A 24,402-nucleotide genomic window follows, 5' to 3' on the forward strand; every position below is an offset into this window, starting at 1 on the left:
AATATATCAGAAGATAGTTTTTTCATAGGATGATAAATTATTCAGCATTACTAGATTATGTTATGTGGAGGAATACAAAAAAGATGATAAAGGTCGTAAAATTCGGAGGAAGTTCACTGGCCAGTGCTGCTCAGTTCAAAAAAGTAGGAGCTATTATCCGAAAAGAAGAGACAAGACGTTATGTGGTTCCGTCAGCGCCTGGGAAGCGTCATTCTGGTGACACAAAAGTGACAGACCTTTTGTATAAATGTTACGGACAGGCAATTTTAGATGATGACAGAGAAGAGGATTTTGAAGAAATCCTGAAAGTTATCAAAGATCGATATGATTCTATTATTAATGGATTGGAGCTTACGATTTCTCTGGACGATGAATTTAAGACGATCCAGGAGAACTTCAGTAAAAAGATCGGGAGAGATTACGCTGCTTCCAGAGGAGAATATCTGAATGGTATTATCATGGCAGCTTATCTGGGATATGAATTTATTGATGCAGCTGAAGTCATTTTCTTTGATGAAGAAGGAGAATTTGACGCTGAGAAGACAAACGAAGTATTGTCCGAGAGACTGGCGCATACAGAGCGGGCAGTCATTCCTGGATTCTATGGATCTAATCCGGACGGAACAATCCATACATTTTCCAGAGGAGGATCTGATATTACTGGTTCTATCGTAGCAAGAGCAGTACATGCAGATATGTATGAGAACTGGACAGACGTATCAGGGTTCCTGATTGCAGATCCGCGTATTATCAAGAATCCAAAGGCAATCGACGTGATTACTTACAGAGAGCTTCGTGAGTTGTCTTACATGGGTGCAACAGTTCTTCATGAAGACGCAATTTTCCCTGTAAGAAGAGAAGGAATTCCAATCAACATCCGGAATACTAATGCTCCGGAAGACAAGGGAACTCTGATTGTTGAAGCAACATGCCAGAAACCGAGATTTACGATCACTGGTGTGGCTGGTAAGAAGGATTTTGCCTCCATTACAGTTGAAAAAGCCATGATGAACTCAGAGGTAGGGTTCTGTCGTAAAGTTCTGACAGTATTTGAAGATAATGGAATTTCTATTGAACATATGCCATCTGGAATTGACACTATGACAATCTTCGTTCATCAGGACGAATTTGCTGAGAGAGAGCAGAAAGTGATTGCGGGAATCCATCGTGCAGTTGAACCGGATTTCCTGGAACTGGAATCAGATCTTGCGCTGATCGCGGTTGTGGGACGCGGTATGCGTGCCACGAGAGGAACTTCCGGAAGAATATTCTCAGCACTGGCACATGCAAATGTTAACGTAAAGATGATCGATCAGGGTTCCAGTGAGCTGAATATTATCATTGGTGTGAGAAATCACGATTTTGATGCAGCAATTAAAGCAATTTATGACATTTTTGTAAATACAAGAATTTAAAGGAGAAACTATGATCATAGATTTTCACACGCATATGTTTCCAGATAAAATTGCTGCAAGAACGATTGATTTCCTGTCAAAGACAGGCGGTGACATGAATCCGTTTACCGATGGAACATGGAAAGGGCTAAAAGAATCTACAAAACAGGCAGGTATTGATCATTCTATCGTGCTTCCGATTGCAACCAGACCAGGTCAGTTTCATACAATCAATGAATTTGCAACACATTTTCAGGAAGGGACACTCATTTCTTTTGGAAGTCTGCATCCGGAAAGTGAGAATTATAAAGAAGAACTGAAACAGATCCAGGATATGGGCATGAAAGGAATCAAACTTCATCCGGATTATCAGGATACTTATTTTAACGATATCCGTTATAAGAGAATTATTTCCTATGCTACTGAGCTTGGACTGATAATCAGCGTGCATGCAGGTCGAGATCCGAAGTGTCCGGATAATATACACTGCACGCCGGCCATGGCAGAAGAAGTATTGAATGAAGTGGAACCAGAGAAACTGGTGCTTGCACACATGGGTGGTAATGAGCTCTGGAGTGAGGTGGAAGAGCGGCTGGTTGGAAGAAATGTTTATTTTGATACAGGTGTGATTCTTGACCGTATGCCGCAAGAACAGTTTCTTCGTATGGTACGCGAACACGGTGCAGACAGGATTGTGTTTGGAACTGATTCTCCGTGGGCAGATCAGAAAAAGTTTGTAGAGATTTTGAAGGAAATGCCTTTGGAAGAGGAAGAACGAAATCAGATTTTTGCTGGGACAGCAGTAAAATTACTGGGATTATAATTACACATTAATTGTGAGCGGTTCTGCAGTTTTTGATAAGCGTTGAAAATTATTTTTGAATTTTTGGAAAAAGACTTGATTTTTAAAAAACCATATGCTAATATATACAGGTATGCCGCACAATGAGGTTTAAAAGTCTTGCAAAATTATTTTGCAGACACCGTAATTGGCGAGTAATGATAATAGGAGGTGCCATATGTACGCAATTATAGCAACAGGTGGTAAACAGTACAAAGTAGCTGAAGGCGATATCATTAAAGTAGAGAAGCTTGGTGTTGAGGCTGGAGAGACTTATACTTTCGACCAGGTGCTCGCAGTAAGCAACGACGGATTAAAGGTTGGTAATCCGACTGTTGAAGGTGCAACAGTTGAAGCTTCTGTAGTTGAGAACGGTAAAGCAAGAAAAGTTATCGTTTACAAGTATAAGAGAAAAACTGGATACCATAAGAAAAACGGTCACAGACAGCAGTACACTGCAGTTAAGATCGAGAAGATTAATGCATAATTAATTTTTGGAGATTATCCATGATTCATGTAGTCATTTATCAAAATGAGAAGGAAGAATGTACAGGATTTCAGACAGAGGGACATGCTGAATATGCAGATCCAGGACAGGATATTGTGTGTGCAGCAGCATCGGTATTGATTATCAATACGATGAATGCAATTGAACTTTATACAGAAGATGCATTTTCTGTATTTTCTGATGAAGAGACAGGCATGATTTCCTGGCATCTGGAAGGTAATCCTTCTAAAGAAGCCGGACTTCTTCTGAACACGATGATTCTCGGACTCAAAGGAATGGCTGATGACGAGAACTACGAAGAATATATTGATTTAACTTTCGAGGAGGTGTAACAACCATGATGAACTTAAATCTTCAGTTTTTTGCTCATAAAAAAGGAGTTGGTTCTACAAAGAACGGTAGAGATTCCGAGTCTAAGAGACTTGGTGCTAAGAGAGCTGACGGACAGTTTGTAAAAGCTGGTAATATCCTTTACAGACAGCGTGGAACAAAGATTCACCCAGGTCTTAACGTAGGACGTGGCGGAGATGATACATTATTCGCTCTCGTTGATGGCGTTGTAAGATTTGAAAGAAAAGGAAGAGATAAGAAACAGGTTTCTATCTATCCAGTAGCATAATTAAGAATGAGCAAAAGATGCTGCAATATAACTGATGCTAGTTGTTAGTTATGTGCAGCATCTTTTTTCTTTATCATAAAACAGCATTTTATTATAAAAAAGGAGAAAGAACATGTTTGCAGACAGAGCGACAATATCGATCAGATCCGGAAAAGGTGGCGATGGACACGTCAGTTTCCGAAGAGAATTATATGTTCCCAACGGCGGACCGGACGGCGGTGACGGTGGTCGTGGCGGAGATGTAATCTTTGAAGTGGACGAAGGATTGAATACTCTTCAGGATTACAGACACCGCAGAAAATATGCAGCGAAAGACGGTGAACCAGGCGGAAAGAAGAGATGCCATGGCAAAGACGCTGATGATATCGTATTGAAAGTTCCTGAAGGGACTGTCATCAAAGAGGCTGAGTCAGGCAAGGTCATTGCCGATATGTCTGGAGACAACAGACGTCAGGTCATCTTAAAAGGTGGAAAAGGAGGCCTTGGAAATCAGCATTTTGCGACAGCGACTATGCAGATTCCGAAGTATGCACAGCCTGGACAGCCGGCAAAAGAGCTGATGGTAAAACTTGAGCTTAAGGTAATCGCTGACGTTGGACTGGTAGGTTTCCCGAATGTCGGAAAATCTACACTTCTTTCCAGAGTAACCAATGCACAGCCGAAAATTGCAAATTATCACTTTACAACACTCAATCCGAACCTTGGAGTTGTTGATCTTGAAGGCGCCAATGGATTTGTTATCGCAGATATTCCGGGACTTATTGAGGGAGCATCTGAAGGTATCGGACTTGGACATGAGTTTTTGAGACATATTGAGCGTACAAAGATGATGATTCATGTTGTAGATGCAGCAGGAAGTGAAGGGCGTGATCCAGTGGATGATATTCATAAGATCAATGCAGAACTACATGCATACAATGCAGAGATCGCAAGCCGTCCACAAGTCATTGCAGCGAATAAAATAGACCTGATTTACGATGATGGTGAGTCAGAAAATCCGGTAGAACGTTTGAAAAAAGAATTTGAACCACAGGGAATCAAAGTATTTCCAATTTCTGGTGTTACAGGAGCAGGAATCAAAGAGCTTCTTTATTATGTTTCTACTGAGATCGAGAAGCTGGATGTTGCGCCAATTATCTTCGAGCCTGAGTATTTCCCAGATGAAGAACTTATTAATCTGGATCTTCCATATACAGTTGAGAAAGAAGACGGTATGTATATAGTAGAAGGACCAAAGATTGAGAAGATGCTTGGTTACACGAACCTGGATTCGGAAAAAGGATTTGCGTTCTTCCAGAAGTTCTTAAAGGATACAGGAATCCTGGAGCAGCTTGAAGAACTTGGAATAGAAGAAGGAGATACTGTGAAAATGTATGGCCTTCAGTTCGATTATTACAAATAAAATAGCCTGCAAATAAAAAGTCAAGGCTAAATTGAAAGAACATTGAAAATTTTATACAGGTTGAAAATTGGGTATCAAAATAAGACCACCACACCAGTGCTGGTCTGAAAATATTAGTGGATAATTAGGATTCTGAAAGAGATGAAAGATATTCTTTCACTCGTCCGTAGTAGATTCTTAGAAACTTGTTGGCACCTGCAGTCATATAGACATAGTAAGGCTTGCCTTGAGTCCGTTTCTTATCTAAGAACTGATAAACAGGATCATCTTGAGGATGCGTTTTAATTAGGACATCCATTACCTGAAATAAAGCCTTTCTTAGATCAGCGGAACCTCGTTTTGAGGTAGGAACACTTTTTCGTTCATAGGTTCCAGATTCATTAACACCGGGATCTACACCGGCAAATGCAGTAATAGCACTTTTGTGAGTGAAACGGGAAACATCTCCGATCTCAGCCATCAACTGAGGACCAAGAGAAGTTCCAACACCTTTCATAGCCATAACGACAGGATATTCCGGGAGTTTGGATGCAGTTTCATTCATGAGAGTGCGTAGTGACTCAACAGTTGTAGAGGCACTATTAAGCTGGTCTACAGCTTGCTTGATAATAAGCTTTGTAAGGGCATCCTTTGGAAGTACAGGAACAAGTTCCTTTGCTTTTCCATAGATTTCTTCAGCTTTTGACTGACTGAAGTTGTACTTCTTGCGTTTGCACCAGTTTTGATAATGGTCAATAAAGGCATTCAGGGACATTTTACGGACACAGTCCACATGCCAGTATGTAGATGCAAAATCAACCCATTTCTGGCTGCCGTCACTGCGTGCAGGACTGTCAAAGTAAGTATTAACACCAGGATAGGTTTGGTCAAGNATAAAGGCATTCAGGGACATTTTACGGACACAGTCCACATGCCAGTATGTAGATGCAAAATCAACCCATTTCTGGCTGCCGTCACTGCGTGCAGGACTGTCAAAGTAAGTATTAACACCAGGATAGGTTTGGTCAAGGATGCCGATAAGATTATTTTTCATAGCCGTCTTGTGTTTCATGTAAAAGCCGAACTGACGGTTCATGGTTTTGAGCTGATTGCGTAATTCATCCATAACATTATACTGTTTAAGATTTTGCCATTTGTCAAGAACATATCGGGCGATCTTAACAGCATCCGCTTTATCAGATTTCACTTTACGAAGAGAATCATTATCAAAGTCTTTGATAAGTTTTGGGTTAATGGCACTGACGAAAAGATTTGCCTCTGAAAGCTGATGAGCGAGGACTTCATAATAACGTCCTGTATGTTCCATCACGATTCGTGACTCACCTTCAACAGAGTTGATGAGTTCTACAAGTGAATTAATGTCACTGGCCGTGTGTTTGATTTCAAAAGGTGTGGAAACAATTTCACCGAATGGTCGCATGATAGCAACCATACTTTTACCTTTTGAAACATCGATACCTACTGCGTTCATAAATTGTCACTCCTTAAGATTATTGCAATGGATAAATACCAGTTTTACTCATTGCCCATTCAATCTACTGTGGTGTGACGCGAATGCACCTATGGCGATTCAACCTGCATAAAACGAACGCTGCGAATGAGGAACTGGTTATCAGTCTATTTTACGGACGCGAAGTCCAAGAAAGGAAGCCGATATACCAATTGCTCCACCATTATACAGCTTAAGCAACAAGATGGATAATTCCTTACTGGCTGTAAGGGATATTAACCATAAATATATTGTAGTAGAAAGGAAATTAAAATCACGTTATGACAACGAAGCAGAGAGCATATTTAAAGGGTCTGGCTATGACTATGGATCCAATCTTTCAGATTGGAAAAAGCAGTATGACACCAGAATTTACAAAAGCAATCGCTGAGGCACTGGAAGCAAGAGAACTGATTAAGATTAGTGTTCTGAAGAACTGTGCAGACGATCCAAAAGAATTGGCAAGTATGCTGGCAGAGCGTACACATTCTCAGGTTGTTCAGGTGATCGGCAAAAAAATTGTTCTTTATAAAGAAGGAAAAGATAAGAATAAGAAGATTGTCCTTCCGTAAATGATATCAGAAGAAGCAGTAACAAAAAAATGTATGGTATCAGTGAGGTGGTATCTATGAAGATAGGAATGATGGGAGGTACATTTGATCCGATCCACAATGGACATTTACATCTTGCCCAGACTGCACTTACGCAGTTCGATCTGGATCAGATCTGGTTTATGCCAAATGGAATGCCTCCGCATAAAAAACAGTCTTCTATTGAGTCAGATATTCATGAAAGAATTGCCATGACCCAGATTGCAATAAAAGCTAATAAGCAGTTTTATCTGCAGGAATATGAAGCGAAGCGGGAAAAAGTATCTTACTCTTATAAAACGATGGAACATTTTCGGAAAATGTATCCGGACGATGAATTTTATTTTATCATAGGAGCAGATTCCCTTTTTTCAATCGAAACATGGAAACACCCGGAAAGGCTTTTTAAGGCATGTATTATTCTTGCAGCATGCAGAGATGAGGCGGCGACCAAAGAGTCCTTAAATGGACAGATACAGATGCTTAAAGGAAAATATGGAGCACATATAAAGTTCCTTGCAATGCCTTTAGAACACGTATCGTCTCATGAAATCAGAAAACTTATAGAATCAGGAGAACCTGTGTCAGAATACATTCCGGCAGAAGTTGAAGCTTACATCAGAAAGGAAGGACTGTATGGATCAGGAAATCGAAAAAATCAGTAAAAAATTAATGAAAGAACTGGATGAAGACCGCTATCGCCATACACAGGGGGTAATGTATACTTCAGCAGCACTGGCAATGCGTTATGGCGCAGATTTGAAAAAGGCCTTACTTGCTGGACTTTTACATGATTGCGCAAAATGCATTCCAGGACATACAAAGATAAAAATGTGCGAAAAATACAATCTGGAGATTTCAGAAATCGAACGAAAGAATCCAAGTCTCTTGCATGCAAAATTAGGTGCTTATCTGGCGAAAGATAAGTATGATATAGAAGATGAAGAGATTCTTATGGCAATTCGCTCTCATACGACAGGACGTCCGGGAATGAGTCTTTTAGAAAAGATTGTATATATTGCAGATTATATGGAGCCGGGGCGCAAAGAGCTGCCAAATATGATGGATGTGAGACATTTGGCATTTGAAGATATTGATAAGTGTCTGTATCGTATTTTGCGAGATTCCCTGGTGTATCTGAAAGCGCAGGACATGCCAATTGATCAGACAACCGAAGAGACTTATCAATATTACAATGAACTTTATTCCAAACATTAATAATTAATAGCAGATATGCGATGGGCGATGGCGTCCACGATAGGTGACGGGCAACAAAATCACTCGCATTCCTGCGAATTCAAAATAACAGGAGGAGACAGAATGAATCAGGCACTGGAAATGGCACGCGTAGCATATCAGGCACTGGATGAGAAAAAGGGTGAAGATATTCGTGTGATCGATATATCTGGGATATCTGTCATTGGAGATTATTTTGTTATAACAAATGGAACCAGTGACAGTCAGGTACGTGCACTTGTTGACAATGTAGAAGAGAAGATGCATAAAGCCGGATATGAGTTGAAAGAGCAGGAAGGTAATAACAGCGGTACATGGGTACTTCTGGATTACGGTGATATCATCATTCATATTTTTGACAGAGAAAACCGTCCATTCTATAATCTAGAGAGAATCTGGAGTGATGGAAAAGACGTTGAGATGAACGAATTATCTTAATAAATGAATTTAGATACAACAGAAGAGTGGAATATAAAAAACGGTATGGCGCAGGTCATACCGTTTTTATAATTAATGTGTTCCTGAAGTCGGGTTTTCAGTATAATAAATCTCGATTATCTAATTTTTCTATTCGAAGAGCAGTGATTGAAGGTGGATTTGATTCTTCAATTTCGCCATCATATTCTATATTAATCAAGTCTCCAGTAGATAAAGATTTATTGGTATGATTTGTTCCAACAATTTCTGGGATGCTCCCCAAATTATTTAAAAAATCTAAATACACCAATCACTTTGCCGAGAATCTGACAGTCTCTTACGATGATCGGATCCATAAAGTCATTCTCCGGTTGAAGTCTGATAAATCCTTCTTCTTTATAAAAAGTCTTTACAGTTGCACCATCATCGATCAATGCAACAACCATATCTCCGTTATATGCTGTCTGCTGTTGCTCTACCAGTACCATATCCCCGTTAAGAATTCCTGCATTAATCATACTCTCGCCGCAAACAGTCAGCATGAAGGTCTGATTGTTCGGCATGAATTCCATCGGAATAGGAAAGTAGTTCTCGATATTCTGCTGTGCCAGAAGAGGTTCTCCGGCTGCTACACGACCAATTAATGGAACATTGACCATCTCACGTCTGTTAAAATTAAAAGACTCATCTAAAATCTCAATTGCCCTCGGTTTTGTTGAGTCACGCTTAATATATCCATTCTTCTCCAATGTCTCAAGATGAGAATGGACAGAAGAAGTAGATTTTAGATGAACAGCTTCACATATGTCACGTACTGCAGGTGGAAATCCACGTTCCAGTATCTGTGATTTGATATAATCTAAAATCTCTTGTTGTTTTGGAGTAATCTTACCCTGTGCCATAATTATAATAATCCTCCCGTATATTCATATCAGCCCTTCTATATACTTATAGTTTAGTGATATAGCGTCTCTAATTTGATGGTTATATTTTATCACAGGGCATATTAAAAAGCAAACAAATGTTTAGAAAATATGTTCGGATTTTTATAAAAAGATATTGACATCCAAACAACTGTTCGATATAATATAATCACGAACAAAAGTTCGAGAACATTCATTCGATACTACAAAAAGATATAGTTACAATTTAGAATTTCATGTTAGGGAATCAAAAAAAGAGGAGTGTAAAAGTTATGAGAATGGGTAACGAATATGCAGTAGAAAGAACAATGGGAAGAACAGAATCAGGAAAGTGTCAATCGAAAACGCATAAGACATGCAGAGACACATTAACACTTTGGATTGTAGCATTTATTATGATTGCTGGATTAAGTATTGCACTTGGAAGCAATCTGGTATCCGCCCACGATAAGAGTGAACAGCCAGAACAGAAATTTTACAAGAGCATTGAGATCAAAGAAGGTGATACGTTATGGGGAATCGCTAAAGAATACAGAGGTGATGACTACGATTCTATTTATGACTATATTGATGAAGTAATGTCTATTAATGGACTTACATCAGATCAGATCCACGCAGGACAATACCTTACAGTAGCTTATTATGACACACAGGCAAGATAATTAGTCTGTTGTGTAAATAATATAGCGTTTAAGATATATTTTATTACTCAGATATATAAGAATGTTATTCTCTTATATATAAACACTCACCCATGGACAGGGCATAAGATTAGAGATAGTTTTATGCCCTGTCTTTATACTAAGAAGAGAATTGACAATAAAATTACAAGAAGTTATCATAAATATATTAGACGTAAATAAAAAAAGTTAAAAAGTAGATTGTCATAATTAATTTTAACTTTAGAATTTTGACAAATATAACATACATATATGAATATGAAAAAAGGAGGAATCAAATGGAATATTTAACATTTGTGGAAGAATTAAAAAAACATATACTAAAGAATGAAAAATGGAACATTTCCGAAGAAAATTATAAATTTTATCCCGACGGATATAACGCTGAAAGTGATATCGAAAAAGAGTTTATACGGAATACAAATGTAAAATATAATCATGTAGAATCGGATACGCTAATCGGTGACTTTCTTAATTTAACTGTAACATTAGAGGGCAGAACAGATACTTATTGCCGATTTTCTGTCAAAGAACTGTACAATGAATATCAGGAATTTGGCTGGGAGAGAGTTGATTTTATTATCAGTGAAAATATCAAGCTGGCATCATTTTACAGTCCGGATGAGATTATGAAGAATATTACAGATTATGAGTTTATTCGTAATCGTCTGATTGTCCGGCCAATAAATTTTACCGATAATAAATACGAATTAAAGGATTGTGTATACAAGAAGATTGGTGATATTGCACTTGTATTATATGTATTGCTTTATGACGATGAGAAAATGGGATTAGGTACTGTGAAAGCCCAAAAAGCATTTATTGATAAATGGGAGAAGGATTATGGGGAGATATGGGAAGATGCATTACGGAATACGAATGTCTGGGCACCGCCGCGTATGTACATGCGTGCAGAAGATTTGATGGATCCTCCATATACTCAGGGAGCGTTTATGGCATTTGGATATAAGCTTGAAAAGATAAATCCATTATTTGCACCGACAATTACGACAGTGAAAAAGAAAAATGGAGCAATTGCAATGTTTTATCCTGGAGTATTAGAGAAACTGGCAGAAATTTGTGGCGGAAGTTATTATGTATCGTTTACAAGTATTCACGATGTACGAATTCACCCTGTATCAACAGTACAGCCGAGACGGATTCTTCGTTCTTTAAAAGATGTAAATAAAATGTTTAATCAAGCGAGTGATGTTCTGAGCCGTCAAATATTTGTTTACGATAACGAGAAGAAAGAATTAAAACCTATGGAAATGTAATTTTGAAACACTTTCAGTGGGCAATCTGCCTGGAAATATTCCAATATCAAATTAATTGACTTAAATTCAGAGACTGAGTAAAATAATGGTAGTAGGTAAATAATGTCAATGTAATGAATAAGTAAGTTGTTCTAATTGATTTGATTTTGTACCGAAACCTGTATTGAATATACGAGAGAAATTTGGATAACAAAAGTTGATTACTCGATAGAAAAGGATCTTTTTAATTGTTGATATTAGCGGTGTAGAGATTAAATAATGTAAGGGAGGTTTTAGTTATGCCATTACCAAAAGAACGATATAAATATACAGTTGATGATATTTTGGCTTTACCAGAGGGTGAACGTGCTGAACTTTTAGATGGGAAAATTTATGATATGGCTCCGCCAACTGCAACGCACCAGTTTATACTATTTGAATTATCTTTAACGATAGGTACTTTTATTAAAAACAATAAAGGTTCTTGTCAGGTAGCGTTAGCACCATTTGCAGTATTCTTGAATGACGATAATCAAAATTATGTCGAACCGGATTTGTCTGTAATATGCAATCCATCAATTCTTGACGAAAAAGGCTGCCATGGAGCACCGGATTGGATAATTGAAATTGTATCGCCAAGTAGTGAACGGATGGATTATGTTGTAAAAACATTCAAATATCGGACTGCTGGAGTTCGAGAGTATTGGGTTATAGACAAAACCTTGCAAAAAGTAACAGTTTTTGATTTTGAAAATGACAATATGTTTGAATATGATTTTACACAGAAAATTCCCGTTTTGATTTATGATGGCGAATTGGAAATTGATTTATCCAGATTTATTTAGCTATGATTTAGGAGGCTAAAGTTCATTCTAATGTTATTTATATATATGTTCACATTAGTAAAATCAATCTATACGACAAACACCGATTTTTCCAAAAGATGTAGATATGAAGATGAAGTTATGGTATAATTTACGTAGATTTTTATATGAAATAAAGGATATTCCAATATTCAAAAGATCATATAGACACATAACGTAATTACGAGGGGAAACTATTATGGCAGACAAAATAATAACTAAATCATCAACTATGACCAGCGATTATTACAAGCAGACACAGATAGACCAGACACTGAGACTTAGAGAAGTCTTAAAGACTTTGCCGCCATTCGCGAAGGATTATTTCCGGGCCATGGAGCCCAAATCGTCTGCAAAGACGAGAATCAATTATGCATATGATATCCGGGTGTTCTTTCATTTTTTATTAGAAAATAATCCGATTTACAAGAATTATACGATGGATCAGTTCCGGGTTCAGGATCTGGAGCGTATTGAGCCTGTTGATATTGAAGAATATATGGAATATCTGAAGGTTTATAAGCGTGAGGACAACGAAATGATTACCAACAGTAAACGTGGGTTAAAACGTAAAATGTCAGCGCTTAGAAGCTTTTATTCGTATTACTTTAAGCATCAGTACATTGCCACGAATCCGACGCTTTTAGTAGATATGCCAAAGCTTCATGACAAGGCAATTATACGTTTGGATATTGATGAGGTGGCAATGCTTTTGGATTATGTGGAATCTGCAGGTGAACATCTGACTGGACAGGCACTTGCATATTATCAGAAAACAAAGAATCGTGATCTGGCGATTCTTACACTTCTTCTCGGTACTGGAATCCGTGTTTCAGAGTGTGTAGGTTTAAATCTTACAGATGTAGATTTTAAGAATAATGGAATTACGGTTACGCGAAAAGGCGGAAGCCAGATGGTTGTTTATTTTGGTGATGAGGTTGCGGATGCACTTGAGAATTACATTGAAGCTGACAGGAAAGTCATTACTCCCCTCTCCGGCCATGAAGAAGCCTTATTTTTGTCAACGCAAAGAAAGCGTATGGGGGTTCAGGCAATTGAGAATATGGTGAAGAAATATGCTCGTCAGGTAACTCCGAATAAAAAAATCACACCTCATAAGCTTCGTAGTACCTATGGCACGTCGCTATATAAGGAAACAGGTGATATTTATCTTGTGGCAGATGTCCTGGGGCATAAAGATGTTAATACGACCAAAAAACATTATGCAGCTATTGATGAAGACAGACGCCGTATGGCGGCTTCGGCAGTGAAATTAAGAGAATAAATTTTAAAAATTAAAATTTTTTTGATTTTTGATGTAAGAAAATAGTATTCAAACAAAAAACTAAAACAGTTGAATAAAAAATAAGAAAGCAGAATCTATTTCTGATTGAGAAAATGTTCCGCTTTCTTATTTTTTATTGTTATATAAGACTGAAGTTAAAAGGTCTCAACTATGATCCCCGGGATTTTTTCATTTAGTATATCTTTTTATTAATTTTCTGATCATCTTTGATTTCAATCAGTTTAAGAATAGCGTCAACAGTACCTTCAATGCCGAGTTTGGAACTATCCAGACAGAACTGATAGCTGTTTGCATCTCCCCAGCGTTTGTTTGTATAATAATTATAATAGCTGCTACGCTGTTTATCTGTCTTACGGATCATATCTTTTGCCTTTGCATCTGTCAGATCAAAATCACGTGCGATACGGCGGATACGGGCATCCATATCTGCATGAATAAATACGCTTAAAAGCTCAGGATTATCTTCTAATGCATAATCTGCACATCTTCCGACAAGAACACAAGATCCAGCTTTTGCAATCTTTTTTATCGCATCAAATTGTGCAAGAAAAACCTTATGATTTAATGGCATATCCGTATAACTTCCGGATGAATAACCAAAGGAATATGTATCCATTACCAGAGAATACAGAAAGCTGTTTGTTGGTTTTTCATCATGGCTTTCAAAAATCTCCTGGCATATTCCGCTTTCTTTTGCTGCAAGATCCAGCATATCTTTGTCGTAACATTTAATACCTAATTTTTCAGCTAATTTATGACCTATCTCGCATCCTCCACTACCAAATTCACGTCCGATTGTAATAATTGTATTTGTCATATTTATCACGCTCCTTTAAATATATAGACATTATACTATAAATTGCGCGAAATGTATAGAAAATTTAATTTAATTTCTCTAATAAATTCAAAAAATAATCAGGTAAAGGAGCATTTACTTCAATATATTCATTAGTACGTGGGTGGATAAATCCAAGTGTTCTAGCATGCAGGGTCTGCCCTACGAGCTTGGAAAATGGACATTTTTTGGGGCCATATACCTGATCACCGAGAAGTGGGTGTCCAATACTTGCCATGTGTACGCGAATTTGATGTGTACGCCCGGTTTCAAGCTTACATTGGATATAAGTGTAGTCGCCAAAGCGTTTCAGCACTTTGTAATGGGTAATGGCATTTCTTGCATTTTTAGCATGGATGCTCATTTTCTTACGATCTGTTGGATGACGTCCGATAGGTGCATTTACAGTTCCTTCTTCTTCTTTGATATTTCCATGTACAATGGCTTCGTAAATTCGATTAATAGAGTGTTCTTTTAATTGCACAGCAAGGCTCTGGTGAGCCATGTCATTTTTACAGATGATCAGAGAACCGGTTGTATCCATATCGATGCGGTGTACGATTCCGGGACGGGAAGTGCCGTTGATACCGGAGAGCTCATTACCACAATGATACATTAAAGCATTGACCAATGTTCCACTGTAATGCCCAGGGGCAGGATGGACTACCATTTGTTTTGGCTTATTGACGACAATTACATCTTCATCTTCATATAAAATGTCCAGAGGAATGTTTTCTGGCTCGATATCGGGTTCTTTTGCCTCTGGGATACATACTTCTACCCTGTCACCTAAAACAAGCCTGTAATTGGCTTTTACAGGCTTGTTGTTGACTTTAATATATTGTTCTTTAATTAATTTTTGAAGATATGATCTAGATCGTTCCGGCATCTCCTCAGCAAGATAACGGTCAATACGGTCTCCTTCTTCATTTTCAACTGTGAAATATTCTGTCAAGGTCTTCCTCCTTATAATAAAACAACAATAAAAAAGCAAGTATAAATGTTCCGACTGTTACATAGATGTCAGCTACATTGAAAACTGGAAAGTCGATCAGTTTAAAATAAAAGAAATCCACGACATATCCTAGTTTTAACCGATCAATAAAATTACCAATTGCACCAGAGAAAATAGATATGGCACAAATTCGTAATGGCAGTAGTTTTTTTGTCATTGGGACATGCAGATAGAACCAGATAATAAATACTGAAATGATCAGTACAATGATAAAAAAGAAAATCTGTTTATTCTGCAGAATGCCAAATGCTGCTCCGTGATTCTCTAGGTATTCAAACTGAAACACATTTTTGAACAGAATAAAAGGATCCTGCCCTTTTAGATGATTCACAGCTAAAGTTTTTGTGAACTGATCGAACCATACACCAACTAATACAAGTAATATCGCTGAAATATAATGTCTGCCGCGTGATTTTATTGAATCCATAATTTATAAAAGTCCTTTCTGATTCGAAGTTTCAAAAATACTGTCATATTCCGGATATTTTAAATATATTTTCTAAGAGAAATCATGTAACGTCCTTTTTTTGTCTCGGACAGAATTCCTGCATAAGCGATTCGTCCAAGTCCACGGACGGAAATCAAATCGCCTTCATTCAGATGATAGCCATTATTCGTGATCAGTTTACCGTTTACAAACACTTTTGCAGCTTCGATATATGTGGTCAGCTTACTCCGGGAAAGTGGGTATGCGACCGAAAGCACAGTGTCGAGGCGTACGGAAGGAACTGTTCCTTTCAATTCCTCAAAATGAGGTTCATAGGAAATATCTGAAAGTTCTCTGCGTTCCACGGTGATAGTTGTATGCCTGATCCGTGTGAGATTTTTCATAATATAGTCTGAAATCTCCTCTTTTACAAAAACAATAGCACCATCGTCTGTTTGAATAATATCACCGATCTTGGTACGACTGGTTCCAAGATTCATAATAGCCCCCAGATAATCACGATGTGTCAGATCTTCCGCAAAACGCTTGTTCACCGGACAGATCTTAAGAGCCTGCATTGGGTAACCGTAGTCATAATAAAGAGCATCAGGTAGAAATGCAACCATCTGACGCTCTGCTAACTCATAACCTCCATACGTTTCGAACCTCGCTTTAAACTGATCTTTCGGGGTCCTGTGCAGGATATTCAATTCATTCAAATTCAGAAAATCTGAAAATGTAACAATATCACGGCTGAATGCAAGATTAGATAATTCAATCAGCCGTTTTTCCAATAATTGTTCCTCTTTATTCATAAACACTCACTATTAGAAATACTCTGAAAAACTTTTAATTAAAATCTTGTACGCATTGAAGATGTGTCAAGAGAAGTGTTCAGTAAATCCTGTAAATCTCCGGAAATGTCAACATTAGTAGGTGTGACAAGGAAGATGTAATTGGATATCTTCTGAAGATTTCCACTGATTGCATATGTAGCACCAGATGTAAAATCAATGATTCTCTGAGCAACCTCAAGATCCAGTCCTTCCAGATTCAGAATAACAGTACGTCCGCTTAATAATGTTTCGGTGATCTCTCTGGCATCTTCTACAGATGTCGGTTTAATAACACAGACTTCCATGCTTACACCTGTGCGACGTGCTGGCTGACGCATCGGAGTTACTTTATTATTAGAACGGGCCGGACGCTGCTGAGACTTGGCAGGAAGCTCGTAATCGTCTTCGTCGCTTTCATCATGAGTCTTTTCTCTGCGGAAGATACTCTTTTTTGGCTTTTCTTCGTATTCATCATCATATTCGTCATCATCAAAGAAGTCATCTTCATCATACTCATCATCATCGCTTAACTTCATGATGTCCAAAAACTTATCTAATACTCCCATTTTGTAATATCTCCTATCTTACGTTTGTTTGAGCATAATTACGGGCACCAAAAATGGCTGTTCCCACACGAACCATTGTTGCACCTTCTTCAATTGCAACTTCATAATCATTGGTCATACCCATGGAAAGTATACTCATAGACATATTATGGGCGTTTTTACGCGCTATGTCAACAGATAATTTCCTTAATTCTGCGAAAATTGGTCTATTTTCTTCTGGATTATCAACAAATGGAGCGCTTGTCATGAGTCCCATAAACTGAATATGTGAAAAATCAGAAGCTTTTTCAACAAAATCATCTAATTCTTCCGGAAGAAATCCGAATTTGCTCTCTTCTCTTCCTACATTTACTTCAATCAGGACTTTTGCAATTAGATGTTTCTTAGCTGCTTCTTTTTCAATCGCTTCGGCAAGTCTCAAACTGTCAACAGAATGAATCAAATCCACTTTATCAATGATATATTTGATCTTGTTGCGCTGAAGATGGCCGATCATATGCCAGTGAATATCAGCAGGAAGTACCTCCGACTTATCCATGATTTCCTGAACTTTATTTTCACCGAAAAGACGGATTCCAAGATCATAAGCTTCCTGGACCATTTCTGCCGGTTTGGTTTTACTGACTGCGATCAGAGTAACTTCTGAGCGGTCACGCCCACTTCTTTCGCACGCAGCCTGAATTTTCTGTTCTACATTTTCCAGATTTTCTTTTAACATTTTTATCAGCTCCTTAATAAACAATATCATTTTCTCTTACATCTTTGCCAACAAGTGCAATATGGTCATAATTAGCCAGACCATAGGAATTTCCAGATTCAACGATATAGTATTCATCACTTTCACACAGTATATGGATTTGTTTAAATACAGCATATCCTTTATTGATATTATAGACTCCCTGTAAAGATTTTGTTTTCTTAAGCTTGTATGTTTCAGTTGAATCAGGTTTTATTAAAGTTGTATTTTTATCAAATGCATTTGGATCCAGATAAACCATGCCAGTTTCTGTATCTCGATAATAGACATCAACTTTTTTAAACTGGGCATCGTCAGAATCGTTATGGATTAAAACACCAGTTTCTTTACTGTTGCCGCCTTGTGTCAGATAATTTTCCGGTACAAGATAAAAGTCTTTTTTTGTCACAGAGGACTTTGGAATTTTAAGTCCGGATTCATCTTCTAAAATTAATTCAATATCCAGATAACGGTCTTTCGCATAGCGGACCATGGAAGTATGAAATGTAAGGATACCAAGGTTTGTGTTTTTGGCACTGTATACTTGAAAAGAGGCACGTTCTTTCACCTGATCTTTTGTGAACTGAACCTTTACGCTTTTCGTATCAGCCAGATTTTTAGCTGTTTTATCATCCAGTGGAATGACCAGTGACCAGTCATCATCTTTCACAAGTTTATAGATAGCTTCTCCGGAATTTACCTTTGAATTGTTTTTTATGCTTACGGAATTATAGTTCTTTTTTGAAAGCATATCAGCAGTGACATCACTGACGGTCAGATTCTCATATCCATCTGTAGAATAAAGAATCACACCGTCGGACTGAGCATTGAATACCTGAAGCCCGTCAGTACCTGCCTGTACCATCTCATCTAATTGTGCCTGACGACTTTGATTAGATTTGCTTTCCAGAACAGAGGAAATTTCATCTCTTAAAGAATAAACCTCGTTGAAACTGCTGCCATTGTAATTTTCACTAAAGGACTGGGTCTTTAAATAGATGGAATCTCGTTCTTCGGCAGTCAGTTCCTGTGAATCTGTAGAAACTGTGTCATTAAATTCTAATTGTTTTGGAGAAAGAGAATATACTTTTGTTTTTGCACCAACTTTGCTGGCTTCTGACACAAAATAGTTAATATAACCTGACTGCTCGGCAGTCACGACCTCTTCATTGCGGATTGCCAGTCCGGTATAGGCATTATCTTTTAAAATGCTGCCCTCTCTGACTTCATATGCCGAAATATGCTTACTTGTCAGGTACATAAGAACCGTGACAAGCAGATATATGAATACCACTCCAAAGATGACAATTCCGATATTAATATTCCATTTTTTCCGAAATGCAGTAATGTTTGTAGTATGATTTTCTGCCAACGTCGGCCTCCTTTTAATGATTCAAGATTCTTAGACAAATCGTAATATTTAAATCTGCAAAGCAGACAAAGTACTATAAATTATCAGAGCCATCTAAAGACCTTAAAGCTGCTCCATGTAAATAATGATACATTTTTCCCTGGTAGCTGTCTGTTTTCTGCATCGTGCTAAGTAGTTCATCTTTTAGTTTCCACCAGCTTGTGCCCCAGTTACAAAAAACGGCATCATTTTCGGGAATACGGCTGAAAAGCCGTTCCACGGCAATTTCTGGATTAAGGTATTCCAAAAATGTAATTGCACGTGTGATATATTCTTCTTTTGAACACAGAGTTATTGTACCATTTTCATAAGCTTCACACAACCTTGTGTTTTTAGCAATATAGAGAGAATGGAGTTTGACTGTGCTGACCTGAAGTGCAGACAGTATCTTTGCAGATTCAATAGCATCCATCAGATCATCACCTGGCAAGTTGAGAATAACATGTGCACAGGTGTCAAAGTGATAATCTCGAATCATCCACATAGCATCCATAAATTCGGCTAATGTATGTCCGCGATGTATATTTCTTAATGTATGGTAATTTACAGTCTGAAGTCCAAGTTCCAAAGTAATCTCTACTTGAAATGCTGAACGGATTTTTTCAAGAATTTCCAAATAATCAGAGCGGATACAGTCCGGTCTGGTCGAAATGGAAATTTCTACAACATCCGGAAAGCTTGCACCTTCCCGCATATATTTTTCAAATCTGTCAATGGGCAAAAATGTATTCGTATAGTTTTGAAAATAAGCAATAAATTTATGTGCATGATATTTTTTTTCAATCTTTTCTCGAGTCAGAGTTAATTGTTCTGTCACAGATAATTGATGATTTAAAGCTTCAAATCCTGTTCCCTGTTCCGCACAGAAATCGCAGCCACATGCTCCGTTTAAACGGTTTGGGCAGGTAACAGGAAGATTGACAGGAAGTTTATAAACCTTTTCATGATATTTATTTTTCAAATAATCTGAATAAGTGTAATACATAAATATGGTCCTTTTGCATAATTTCTTGAACTTTGTACATAATATAGGTAGTACAAAAAAGGAGGAATCTATATGAAATGGTTTGACAATACAGCTCTTACAATTGTAATTATCGGGGCTGTCAACTGGTTGCTCGTTGGGATATTCCGGTTTGATCTGGTAGCTTTCTTATTTGGAAATCTGTCCTGGTTATCCAGGATTATCTATACAATCGTAGGTATCTGTGGACTTTACCTGATCAGCTTGTACGGTCGCATGAAAGATATGACAGATGTCTGCTCATAAAGCAGGCTAAGAACAAACCAAGGGGTATCCCTATGAGGACGCCCCTTTTGATATACCTTTTTAGTGCAACTAAATTTTACTGAGCATAGATGTCATATCCTGATAAAGAAGAGGCTTTGATCCGGCTCCCATAATAATGGAAATGTAGGGATTTCCAGAACTGTCCTTTGTAAGGAGAATTAGGCAGTTTCCGGCTCCTTTTGTTGTACCGGTCTTGCCGCCGATGATCGTGACATTATCAGGAGGAGTCGCTTCTCCTTTTGCATAATAGTTGGTAGGCTCCCATTTCACATCTCGCTTTGTTCCATCTGCACCGGTAATATGTGCAGTATAGGAACTGCTGTTAATAATCTTTACAAAATCATCATGTTTGATACATTCATTAAAAATCAGATACAGATCATAAGCAGTCGTATAATGGTTATCGTCATGAAGACCACTTGGATTCACAAAATGACTGTTTGTTGCCATGAGTTTTTTTGCTTCAGCATTCATCATCTCTGCAAATTTTTCTGTACTGCCTGCAATGTGGTCAGCAATGGCAACAGCGTTGTCGTTGCCGGAATATAAAAGCAGACCGTTCAACAGATCTTCCAGTGTGAGCTGATCTCCTGCTTTGATGCCACATGTCTGTTCATCTGCTGCAAATTTACCAGAATCAGCTTCATCAGCCACTGTGACCGTATCAGATAAATTTCCATTCTCCAAAGCAACCAGGGCTGTCAGAATCTTCGTTGTACTTGCAGGATAGATTTTCTTATGAATATTATAAGCACAATCTGTTTCGGCGTTATTCACGTCAAAAAGCCCTACTGCATGTACGGACTCCGGTTCAAAACCAAGTGGATTACCAGCAGCAGAAGCATTTTGGGAAACTGAGTTAGAACCAGTATCGGAAGATTTAACAGATAACGGAATATCCTCAGATGCTGTACACAGATTCTCGGCAAATAGCTGCCCCCGATACAAAGTTTTTGTATAATTGGAAGTTTCATATTCCTGTACCAGAGCTTCTGTTTTGTTGCTGCCTTTATAGATATTGACAGCTGCAATACACTGTATCATAAGAATAACAGACAGGCATGCGACCCATCTGTTTCTTATTTGTTTTTTTCTTTTATTTCGTTTATTTCTTGCTCTTCTGCTTTTGGAAGAGTTATCTGTACATTTCACGCCAGTCTAAATCTCCTCTGTCAATTGCTAAAATAATCAGTTCAGCTGTTGCAAGATTTGTTGCCATTGGGATATTATAGGTATCGCAAAGGCGGAATAAATCATTGACCTCCGGCTCATGAGGTTTTGGGTTCATCGGTTCTCTTAAAAAAATTAATGCATCAATATCATTCTGAGCAATCTGAGCTCCGAGCTGTTCCTTTCCACCAAGTGGACCAGCTAGATATTTGTGAACATTCAGATTCGTTACCTCTTCGATGAGTCTTCCAGTTGTACCGGTAGCATAAAGTTCGTGTTTACTCAGAATTCCACGGTAAGCAATACAGAAATTCTGCATCAGTGTTTTCTTTGAATCATGAGCGACAAGACCTATATTCATTGCGTTCACTCCTTTATTGATATTTTTTTTGTTGCAGTCCGACATTTAAGACAAATCCAATACCGATATATAAACTTACAAGTGATGTCAGGCCATAACTGATAAATGGCAACGGTACTCCGGTATTCGGAAGCATATTCGTTGCTACACTTATATTAATAAAACTTTGGAATCCAATCAGACCTCCAACGCCACTACATATGATCTTTCCAGCGAGATCCCGCGATCGCATTCCAATTAATATACATTGTATCACAACAAGTAGTAATAACGCAATAATAATACAACATCCAACGAACCCAAGTTCCTCGCCAATAATGGCGAAGATAAAATCCGTCTGTGGCTCTGAGATATAGTTACCATTTTTTACAGAGGTAGTAGTATTGTTATTCAGACCTTTTCCGGTAAGCTGACCAGATCCGATTGCCATCTCAGAGTTATTCTGCTGATATGCTTCATCACTGGCATACTTTTCAGGCTCCAGGAAAGCAAGAATACGCTTTTGCTGATAGTCTTTCAAAAATGGCTGGTTTGGCTGGACGGCGATACTTAAAAAGATAATAGCCACTGGAACTAATATAAGAAGTACAGTTCCGATAAATTTGTAACTCAGTCCTCCAACATAGATCAACAGGCAGATGACAAGTGCAGTGCAGATCGTAGTAGAAAGGTTCGGCTCTACCAGAATTAAAGCAAGTGGAATTCCGGCAAGCACTGCATATTTAATCAATGTGACTGCATCGTTAATATCATCTTTGTGATCCATAAGAAATCTTGCAAAAAACAAAATTAAAAGAATTTTTGCTAGTTCTGATGGCTGAAAAGTTGTAAATCCCAAGTCAATCCAACGCTTTGCGCCGTTGGCTGTGTGTCCGAAGACAAGTACAGATAACAAACTTAATATTGCGGCTGCGTATATAATCCAGTAAAAATTAAGAATCCATATATAATCGATCAAAGATACAATAATCATAAGAACGAATCCTACACAAACACCAAAAAGCTGTTTGTTCTGAACAGATGCCTTCGCACTGCCTACAACCATAACGCCAATCACAGATAATGCAAATATAAGCAGAACAAGGCTGAACTTGTAATCTCTGAGTTTATAAGGTTTTGTTAATCTTGGTAATCTCACGTTTCTTCTCCTACATATGAAATGAAAATATGTGTTCTGTATATTTCAACATGAAAGTTATCTTCTGTAAGTTCCAGATATTTGGATAATGTCTGGAATAAATCTCTGGAAATGTTCTCATATTCTGCCGGAGAACAGCTTAAGCGGTCTGACACGATCAGCAGTTTCAATCTGCTTTTCGCAACGGACACAGAAGATTTTTTTAACATGCTGTATGTACCCTCCTATTTTTTATGAAAGACACCGGACAGTTTTGAAAATAGTCCTTGATGTCCGGAAAGATTCAAGAAAGGTACTTCAAGGCCGAGAATACGCTTGCATATATTTGTATAGGCTTTTCCGGCCAGGGAATCCAGGCTGATGACCGGTTCACCCTGATTCGTGGCAACAACAACCTGCTCATCATCTGGAATGGCTCCGATCAGTGGAATGGAGAGAATTTCAGTCACATCATCAATGGACATCATATCTCCTCGTCTTACCATATCCATTCGGATGCGATTAACGATTAGCGAACTATTGTGAATCTGATTTTTTTCTAACAGTCCAATGATGCGGTCAGCATCACGGATTGCGGAAACCTCCGGTGTTGTGACAACAAGAGCACGATCAGCTCCGGCTATTGCATTTTGGAATCCCTGTTCGATTCCGGCCGGGCAGTCTAAAAGTACATAATCAAATTCTTCTTTCAATTCTGAAGCCAGCTTTTTCATCTGTTCCGGTGAAATTGCTGATTTATCTTTTGTCTGGGCAGATGGAAGCAGATAGAGATTTTCATATCTGCGATCCCGGATTGCTGCCTGTTTCAATCGACAGGTTCCTTCAATCACATCGACCAGATTATAGACGATCTGATTTTCCAGTCCCATAACTACGTCAAGGTTGCGAAGACCAAGATCGGTATCAATGACAATGACTTTCTTTCCTAACCAAGAGAGTCCCGCACCAATATTTGCTGTTGTAGTGGTCTTACCTACACCGCCTTTTCCTGATGTAATAACAATTACTTCGCCCATGAATAACTTCCTCCTGTCAATGGCTTTGTTTCATGCTTTTGAATTTTCTTGTCGCTATGTGTTTCATGAACCATTT

General features: G+C 38.1%; 30 protein-coding genes. 15 read left to right on the forward strand and 15 right to left on the reverse strand.

Annotated features, from left to right (window positions below):
• The first annotated feature begins 83 nt into the window (after positions 1 to 83).
• From C7E02_RS01315 to obgE, 6 genes are all read left to right on the forward strand, one after another.
• Positions 84 to 1,415, forward strand: coding sequence for an aspartate kinase (locus tag C7E02_RS01315; RefSeq protein WP_022278385.1), 1,332 nt, complete (start codon positions 84 to 86; stop codon positions 1,413 to 1,415).
• A gap of 10 nt (positions 1,416 to 1,425) precedes the next feature.
• A complete protein-coding gene (locus C7E02_RS01320; protein WP_005336319.1) occupies positions 1,426 to 2,217 on the forward strand; it encodes an amidohydrolase family protein in 792 nt (263 codons plus the stop codon).
• Positions 2,218 to 2,413: 196 nt separating this feature from the next.
• On the forward strand, positions 2,414 to 2,722 hold the full coding sequence (gene rplU / locus C7E02_RS01325; protein WP_005332804.1) for a 50S ribosomal protein L21: 309 nt from the start codon (positions 2,414 to 2,416) through the stop codon (positions 2,720 to 2,722).
• A gap of 20 nt (positions 2,723 to 2,742) precedes the next feature.
• Complete coding sequence (locus tag C7E02_RS01330; RefSeq protein WP_005332802.1) at positions 2,743 to 3,075, forward strand: ribosomal-processing cysteine protease Prp; 333 nt, start codon at positions 2,743 to 2,745, stop codon at positions 3,073 to 3,075.
• A 5-nt stretch (positions 3,076 to 3,080) separates the two neighbouring features.
• A complete protein-coding gene (rpmA, locus tag C7E02_RS01335) occupies positions 3,081 to 3,362 on the forward strand; it encodes a 50S ribosomal protein L27 (RefSeq protein WP_005332800.1) in 282 nt (93 codons plus the stop codon).
• Between the two features lie 112 nt (positions 3,363 to 3,474).
• Positions 3,475 to 4,764 carry a GTPase ObgE gene (gene obgE / locus C7E02_RS01340; protein ID WP_005336321.1) on the forward strand — a complete coding sequence of 430 codons (1,290 nt, stop codon included), beginning with the start codon at positions 3,475 to 3,477 and terminating at the stop codon, positions 4,762 to 4,764.
• Positions 4,765 to 4,888: 124 nt separating this feature from the next.
• On the opposite strand, the gene C7E02_RS01345 is transcribed toward obgE, so the two are convergent.
• Positions 4,889 to 6,235, reverse strand: a complete 1,347-nt coding sequence (locus C7E02_RS01345) for an IS110 family transposase (protein WP_105308594.1) — start codon at positions 6,233 to 6,235, stop codon at positions 4,889 to 4,891.
• Between the two features lie 299 nt (positions 6,236 to 6,534).
• On the opposite strand from C7E02_RS01345, the gene yhbY reads away from it, so the two are divergent.
• From yhbY to rsfS, 4 genes are all read left to right on the forward strand, one after another.
• Positions 6,535 to 6,825, forward strand: a complete 291-nt coding sequence (gene yhbY / locus C7E02_RS01355; protein ID WP_005332792.1) for a ribosome assembly RNA-binding protein YhbY — start codon at positions 6,535 to 6,537, stop codon at positions 6,823 to 6,825.
• A gap of 56 nt (positions 6,826 to 6,881) precedes the next feature.
• Positions 6,882 to 7,508 carry a nicotinate-nucleotide adenylyltransferase gene (nadD, locus tag C7E02_RS01360; protein ID WP_005336326.1) on the forward strand — a complete coding sequence of 209 codons (627 nt, stop codon included), beginning with the start codon at positions 6,882 to 6,884 and terminating at the stop codon, positions 7,506 to 7,508.
• A complete protein-coding gene (gene yqeK / locus C7E02_RS01365; protein ID WP_005332788.1) occupies positions 7,480 to 8,061 on the forward strand; it encodes a bis(5'-nucleosyl)-tetraphosphatase (symmetrical) YqeK in 582 nt (193 codons plus the stop codon). The genes nadD and yqeK overlap by 29 nt, the downstream gene beginning before the upstream one ends.
• Before the next feature lie 102 nt (positions 8,062 to 8,163).
• Positions 8,164 to 8,517, forward strand: coding sequence for a ribosome silencing factor (gene rsfS / locus C7E02_RS01370; protein WP_005336327.1), 354 nt, complete (start codon positions 8,164 to 8,166; stop codon positions 8,515 to 8,517).
• Positions 8,518 to 8,780: 263 nt separating this feature from the next.
• Here the strand turns inward: rsfS and lexA are convergent, their stop codons facing one another.
• A complete protein-coding gene (lexA, locus tag C7E02_RS01375) occupies positions 8,781 to 9,398 on the reverse strand; it encodes a transcriptional repressor LexA (RefSeq protein ID WP_005336329.1) in 618 nt (205 codons plus the stop codon).
• Between the two features lie 293 nt (positions 9,399 to 9,691).
• On the opposite strand from lexA, the gene C7E02_RS01380 reads away from it, so the two are divergent.
• From C7E02_RS01380 to C7E02_RS01395, 4 genes are all read left to right on the forward strand, one after another.
• Entirely contained in the window at positions 9,692 to 10,081 is a 390-nt protein-coding gene (locus C7E02_RS01380; RefSeq protein ID WP_005336330.1) for a LysM peptidoglycan-binding domain-containing protein, read from the forward strand.
• Between the two features lie 296 nt (positions 10,082 to 10,377).
• Positions 10,378 to 11,376: a DUF5688 family protein gene (locus tag C7E02_RS01385; protein WP_105308595.1), complete on the forward strand. Its 999-nt coding sequence runs from the start codon at positions 10,378 to 10,380 to the stop codon at positions 11,374 to 11,376.
• Positions 11,377 to 11,654: 278 nt separating this feature from the next.
• On the forward strand, positions 11,655 to 12,200 hold the full coding sequence (locus C7E02_RS01390) for a Uma2 family endonuclease (protein WP_105308596.1): 546 nt from the start codon (positions 11,655 to 11,657) through the stop codon (positions 12,198 to 12,200).
• A gap of 217 nt (positions 12,201 to 12,417) precedes the next feature.
• Positions 12,418 to 13,503: a tyrosine-type recombinase/integrase gene (locus C7E02_RS01395; protein ID WP_105308597.1), complete on the forward strand. Its 1,086-nt coding sequence runs from the start codon at positions 12,418 to 12,420 to the stop codon at positions 13,501 to 13,503.
• A 193-nt stretch (positions 13,504 to 13,696) separates the two neighbouring features.
• Here the strand turns inward: C7E02_RS01395 and C7E02_RS01400 are convergent, their stop codons facing one another.
• The 8 genes from C7E02_RS01400 to C7E02_RS01435 all read right to left on the reverse strand — a co-directional run bounded on the left by C7E02_RS01400 (position 13,697) and on the right by C7E02_RS01435 (position 20,335).
• Positions 13,697 to 14,341, reverse strand: coding sequence for a cytidylate kinase-like family protein (locus tag C7E02_RS01400; RefSeq protein WP_005336339.1), 645 nt, complete (start codon positions 14,339 to 14,341; stop codon positions 13,697 to 13,699).
• A gap of 64 nt (positions 14,342 to 14,405) precedes the next feature.
• A complete protein-coding gene (locus C7E02_RS01405) occupies positions 14,406 to 15,314 on the reverse strand; it encodes an RluA family pseudouridine synthase (RefSeq protein ID WP_105308598.1) in 909 nt (302 codons plus the stop codon).
• On the reverse strand, positions 15,292 to 15,801 hold the full coding sequence (lspA, locus tag C7E02_RS01410) for a signal peptidase II (protein ID WP_105308599.1): 510 nt from the start codon (positions 15,799 to 15,801) through the stop codon (positions 15,292 to 15,294). Before lspA ends, C7E02_RS01405 begins: the two co-directional genes overlap by 23 nt.
• Positions 15,802 to 15,860: 59 nt before the next feature.
• Complete coding sequence (locus tag C7E02_RS01415) at positions 15,861 to 16,616, reverse strand: YlmH family RNA-binding protein (RefSeq protein WP_022278481.1); 756 nt, start codon at positions 16,614 to 16,616, stop codon at positions 15,861 to 15,863.
• 38 nt (positions 16,617 to 16,654) lie between these two features.
• Entirely contained in the window at positions 16,655 to 17,203 is a 549-nt protein-coding gene (locus C7E02_RS01420) for a cell division protein SepF (RefSeq protein ID WP_005332757.1), read from the reverse strand.
• Positions 17,204 to 17,216: 13 nt separating this feature from the next.
• A complete protein-coding gene (locus C7E02_RS01425; protein ID WP_005336373.1) occupies positions 17,217 to 17,921 on the reverse strand; it encodes a YggS family pyridoxal phosphate-dependent enzyme in 705 nt (234 codons plus the stop codon).
• Positions 17,922 to 17,934: 13 nt separating this feature from the next.
• Positions 17,935 to 19,311: an HlyD family efflux transporter periplasmic adaptor subunit gene (locus C7E02_RS01430; RefSeq protein WP_105308600.1), complete on the reverse strand. Its 1,377-nt coding sequence runs from the start codon at positions 19,309 to 19,311 to the stop codon at positions 17,935 to 17,937.
• Between the two features lie 73 nt (positions 19,312 to 19,384).
• Positions 19,385 to 20,335 (reverse strand): TIGR01212 family radical SAM protein, encoded by a 951-nt coding sequence (locus tag C7E02_RS01435; protein ID WP_029730488.1) that lies wholly within the window; start codon positions 20,333 to 20,335, stop codon positions 19,385 to 19,387.
• 72 nt (positions 20,336 to 20,407) lie between these two features.
• Between C7E02_RS01435 and C7E02_RS01440 the strand changes: the two genes are divergently transcribed.
• Positions 20,408 to 20,620, forward strand: coding sequence for a DUF378 domain-containing protein (locus C7E02_RS01440; protein WP_005332750.1), 213 nt, complete (start codon positions 20,408 to 20,410; stop codon positions 20,618 to 20,620).
• Positions 20,621 to 20,689: 69 nt separating this feature from the next.
• Here the strand turns inward: C7E02_RS01440 and C7E02_RS01445 are convergent, their stop codons facing one another.
• Genes C7E02_RS01445 through minD form a run of 5 tightly spaced genes read right to left on the reverse strand, consistent with a single transcriptional unit; the run spans position 20,690 to position 24,326 of the window.
• Complete coding sequence (locus C7E02_RS01445) at positions 20,690 to 21,793, reverse strand: D-alanyl-D-alanine carboxypeptidase family protein (protein ID WP_022278484.1); 1,104 nt, start codon at positions 21,791 to 21,793, stop codon at positions 20,690 to 20,692.
• Entirely contained in the window at positions 21,777 to 22,172 is a 396-nt protein-coding gene (locus tag C7E02_RS01450) for a methylglyoxal synthase (protein WP_005336385.1), read from the reverse strand. Before C7E02_RS01450 ends, C7E02_RS01445 begins: the two co-directional genes overlap by 17 nt.
• A gap of 13 nt (positions 22,173 to 22,185) precedes the next feature.
• The gene (locus tag C7E02_RS01455; RefSeq protein ID WP_029730486.1) at positions 22,186 to 23,310 is read right to left on the reverse strand and encodes an FtsW/RodA/SpoVE family cell cycle protein; all 1,125 of its coding nucleotides are present in this window, start codon (positions 23,308 to 23,310) and stop codon (positions 22,186 to 22,188) included.
• The gene (locus C7E02_RS01460; protein WP_005336389.1) at positions 23,307 to 23,519 is read right to left on the reverse strand and encodes a cell division topological specificity factor MinE; all 213 of its coding nucleotides are present in this window, start codon (positions 23,517 to 23,519) and stop codon (positions 23,307 to 23,309) included. Before C7E02_RS01460 ends, C7E02_RS01455 begins: the two co-directional genes overlap by 4 nt.
• Before the next feature lie 15 nt (positions 23,520 to 23,534).
• Positions 23,535 to 24,326, reverse strand: a complete 792-nt coding sequence (gene minD, locus C7E02_RS01465) for a septum site-determining protein MinD (RefSeq protein ID WP_029730485.1) — start codon at positions 24,324 to 24,326, stop codon at positions 23,535 to 23,537.
• Positions 24,327 to 24,402 lie beyond the last annotated feature (76 nt).

This window comes from Dorea sp. Marseille-P4042, from assembly GCF_900290215.1.
Taxonomy (GTDB): domain Bacteria; phylum Bacillota; class Clostridia; order Lachnospirales; family Lachnospiraceae; genus Dorea; species Dorea formicigenerans.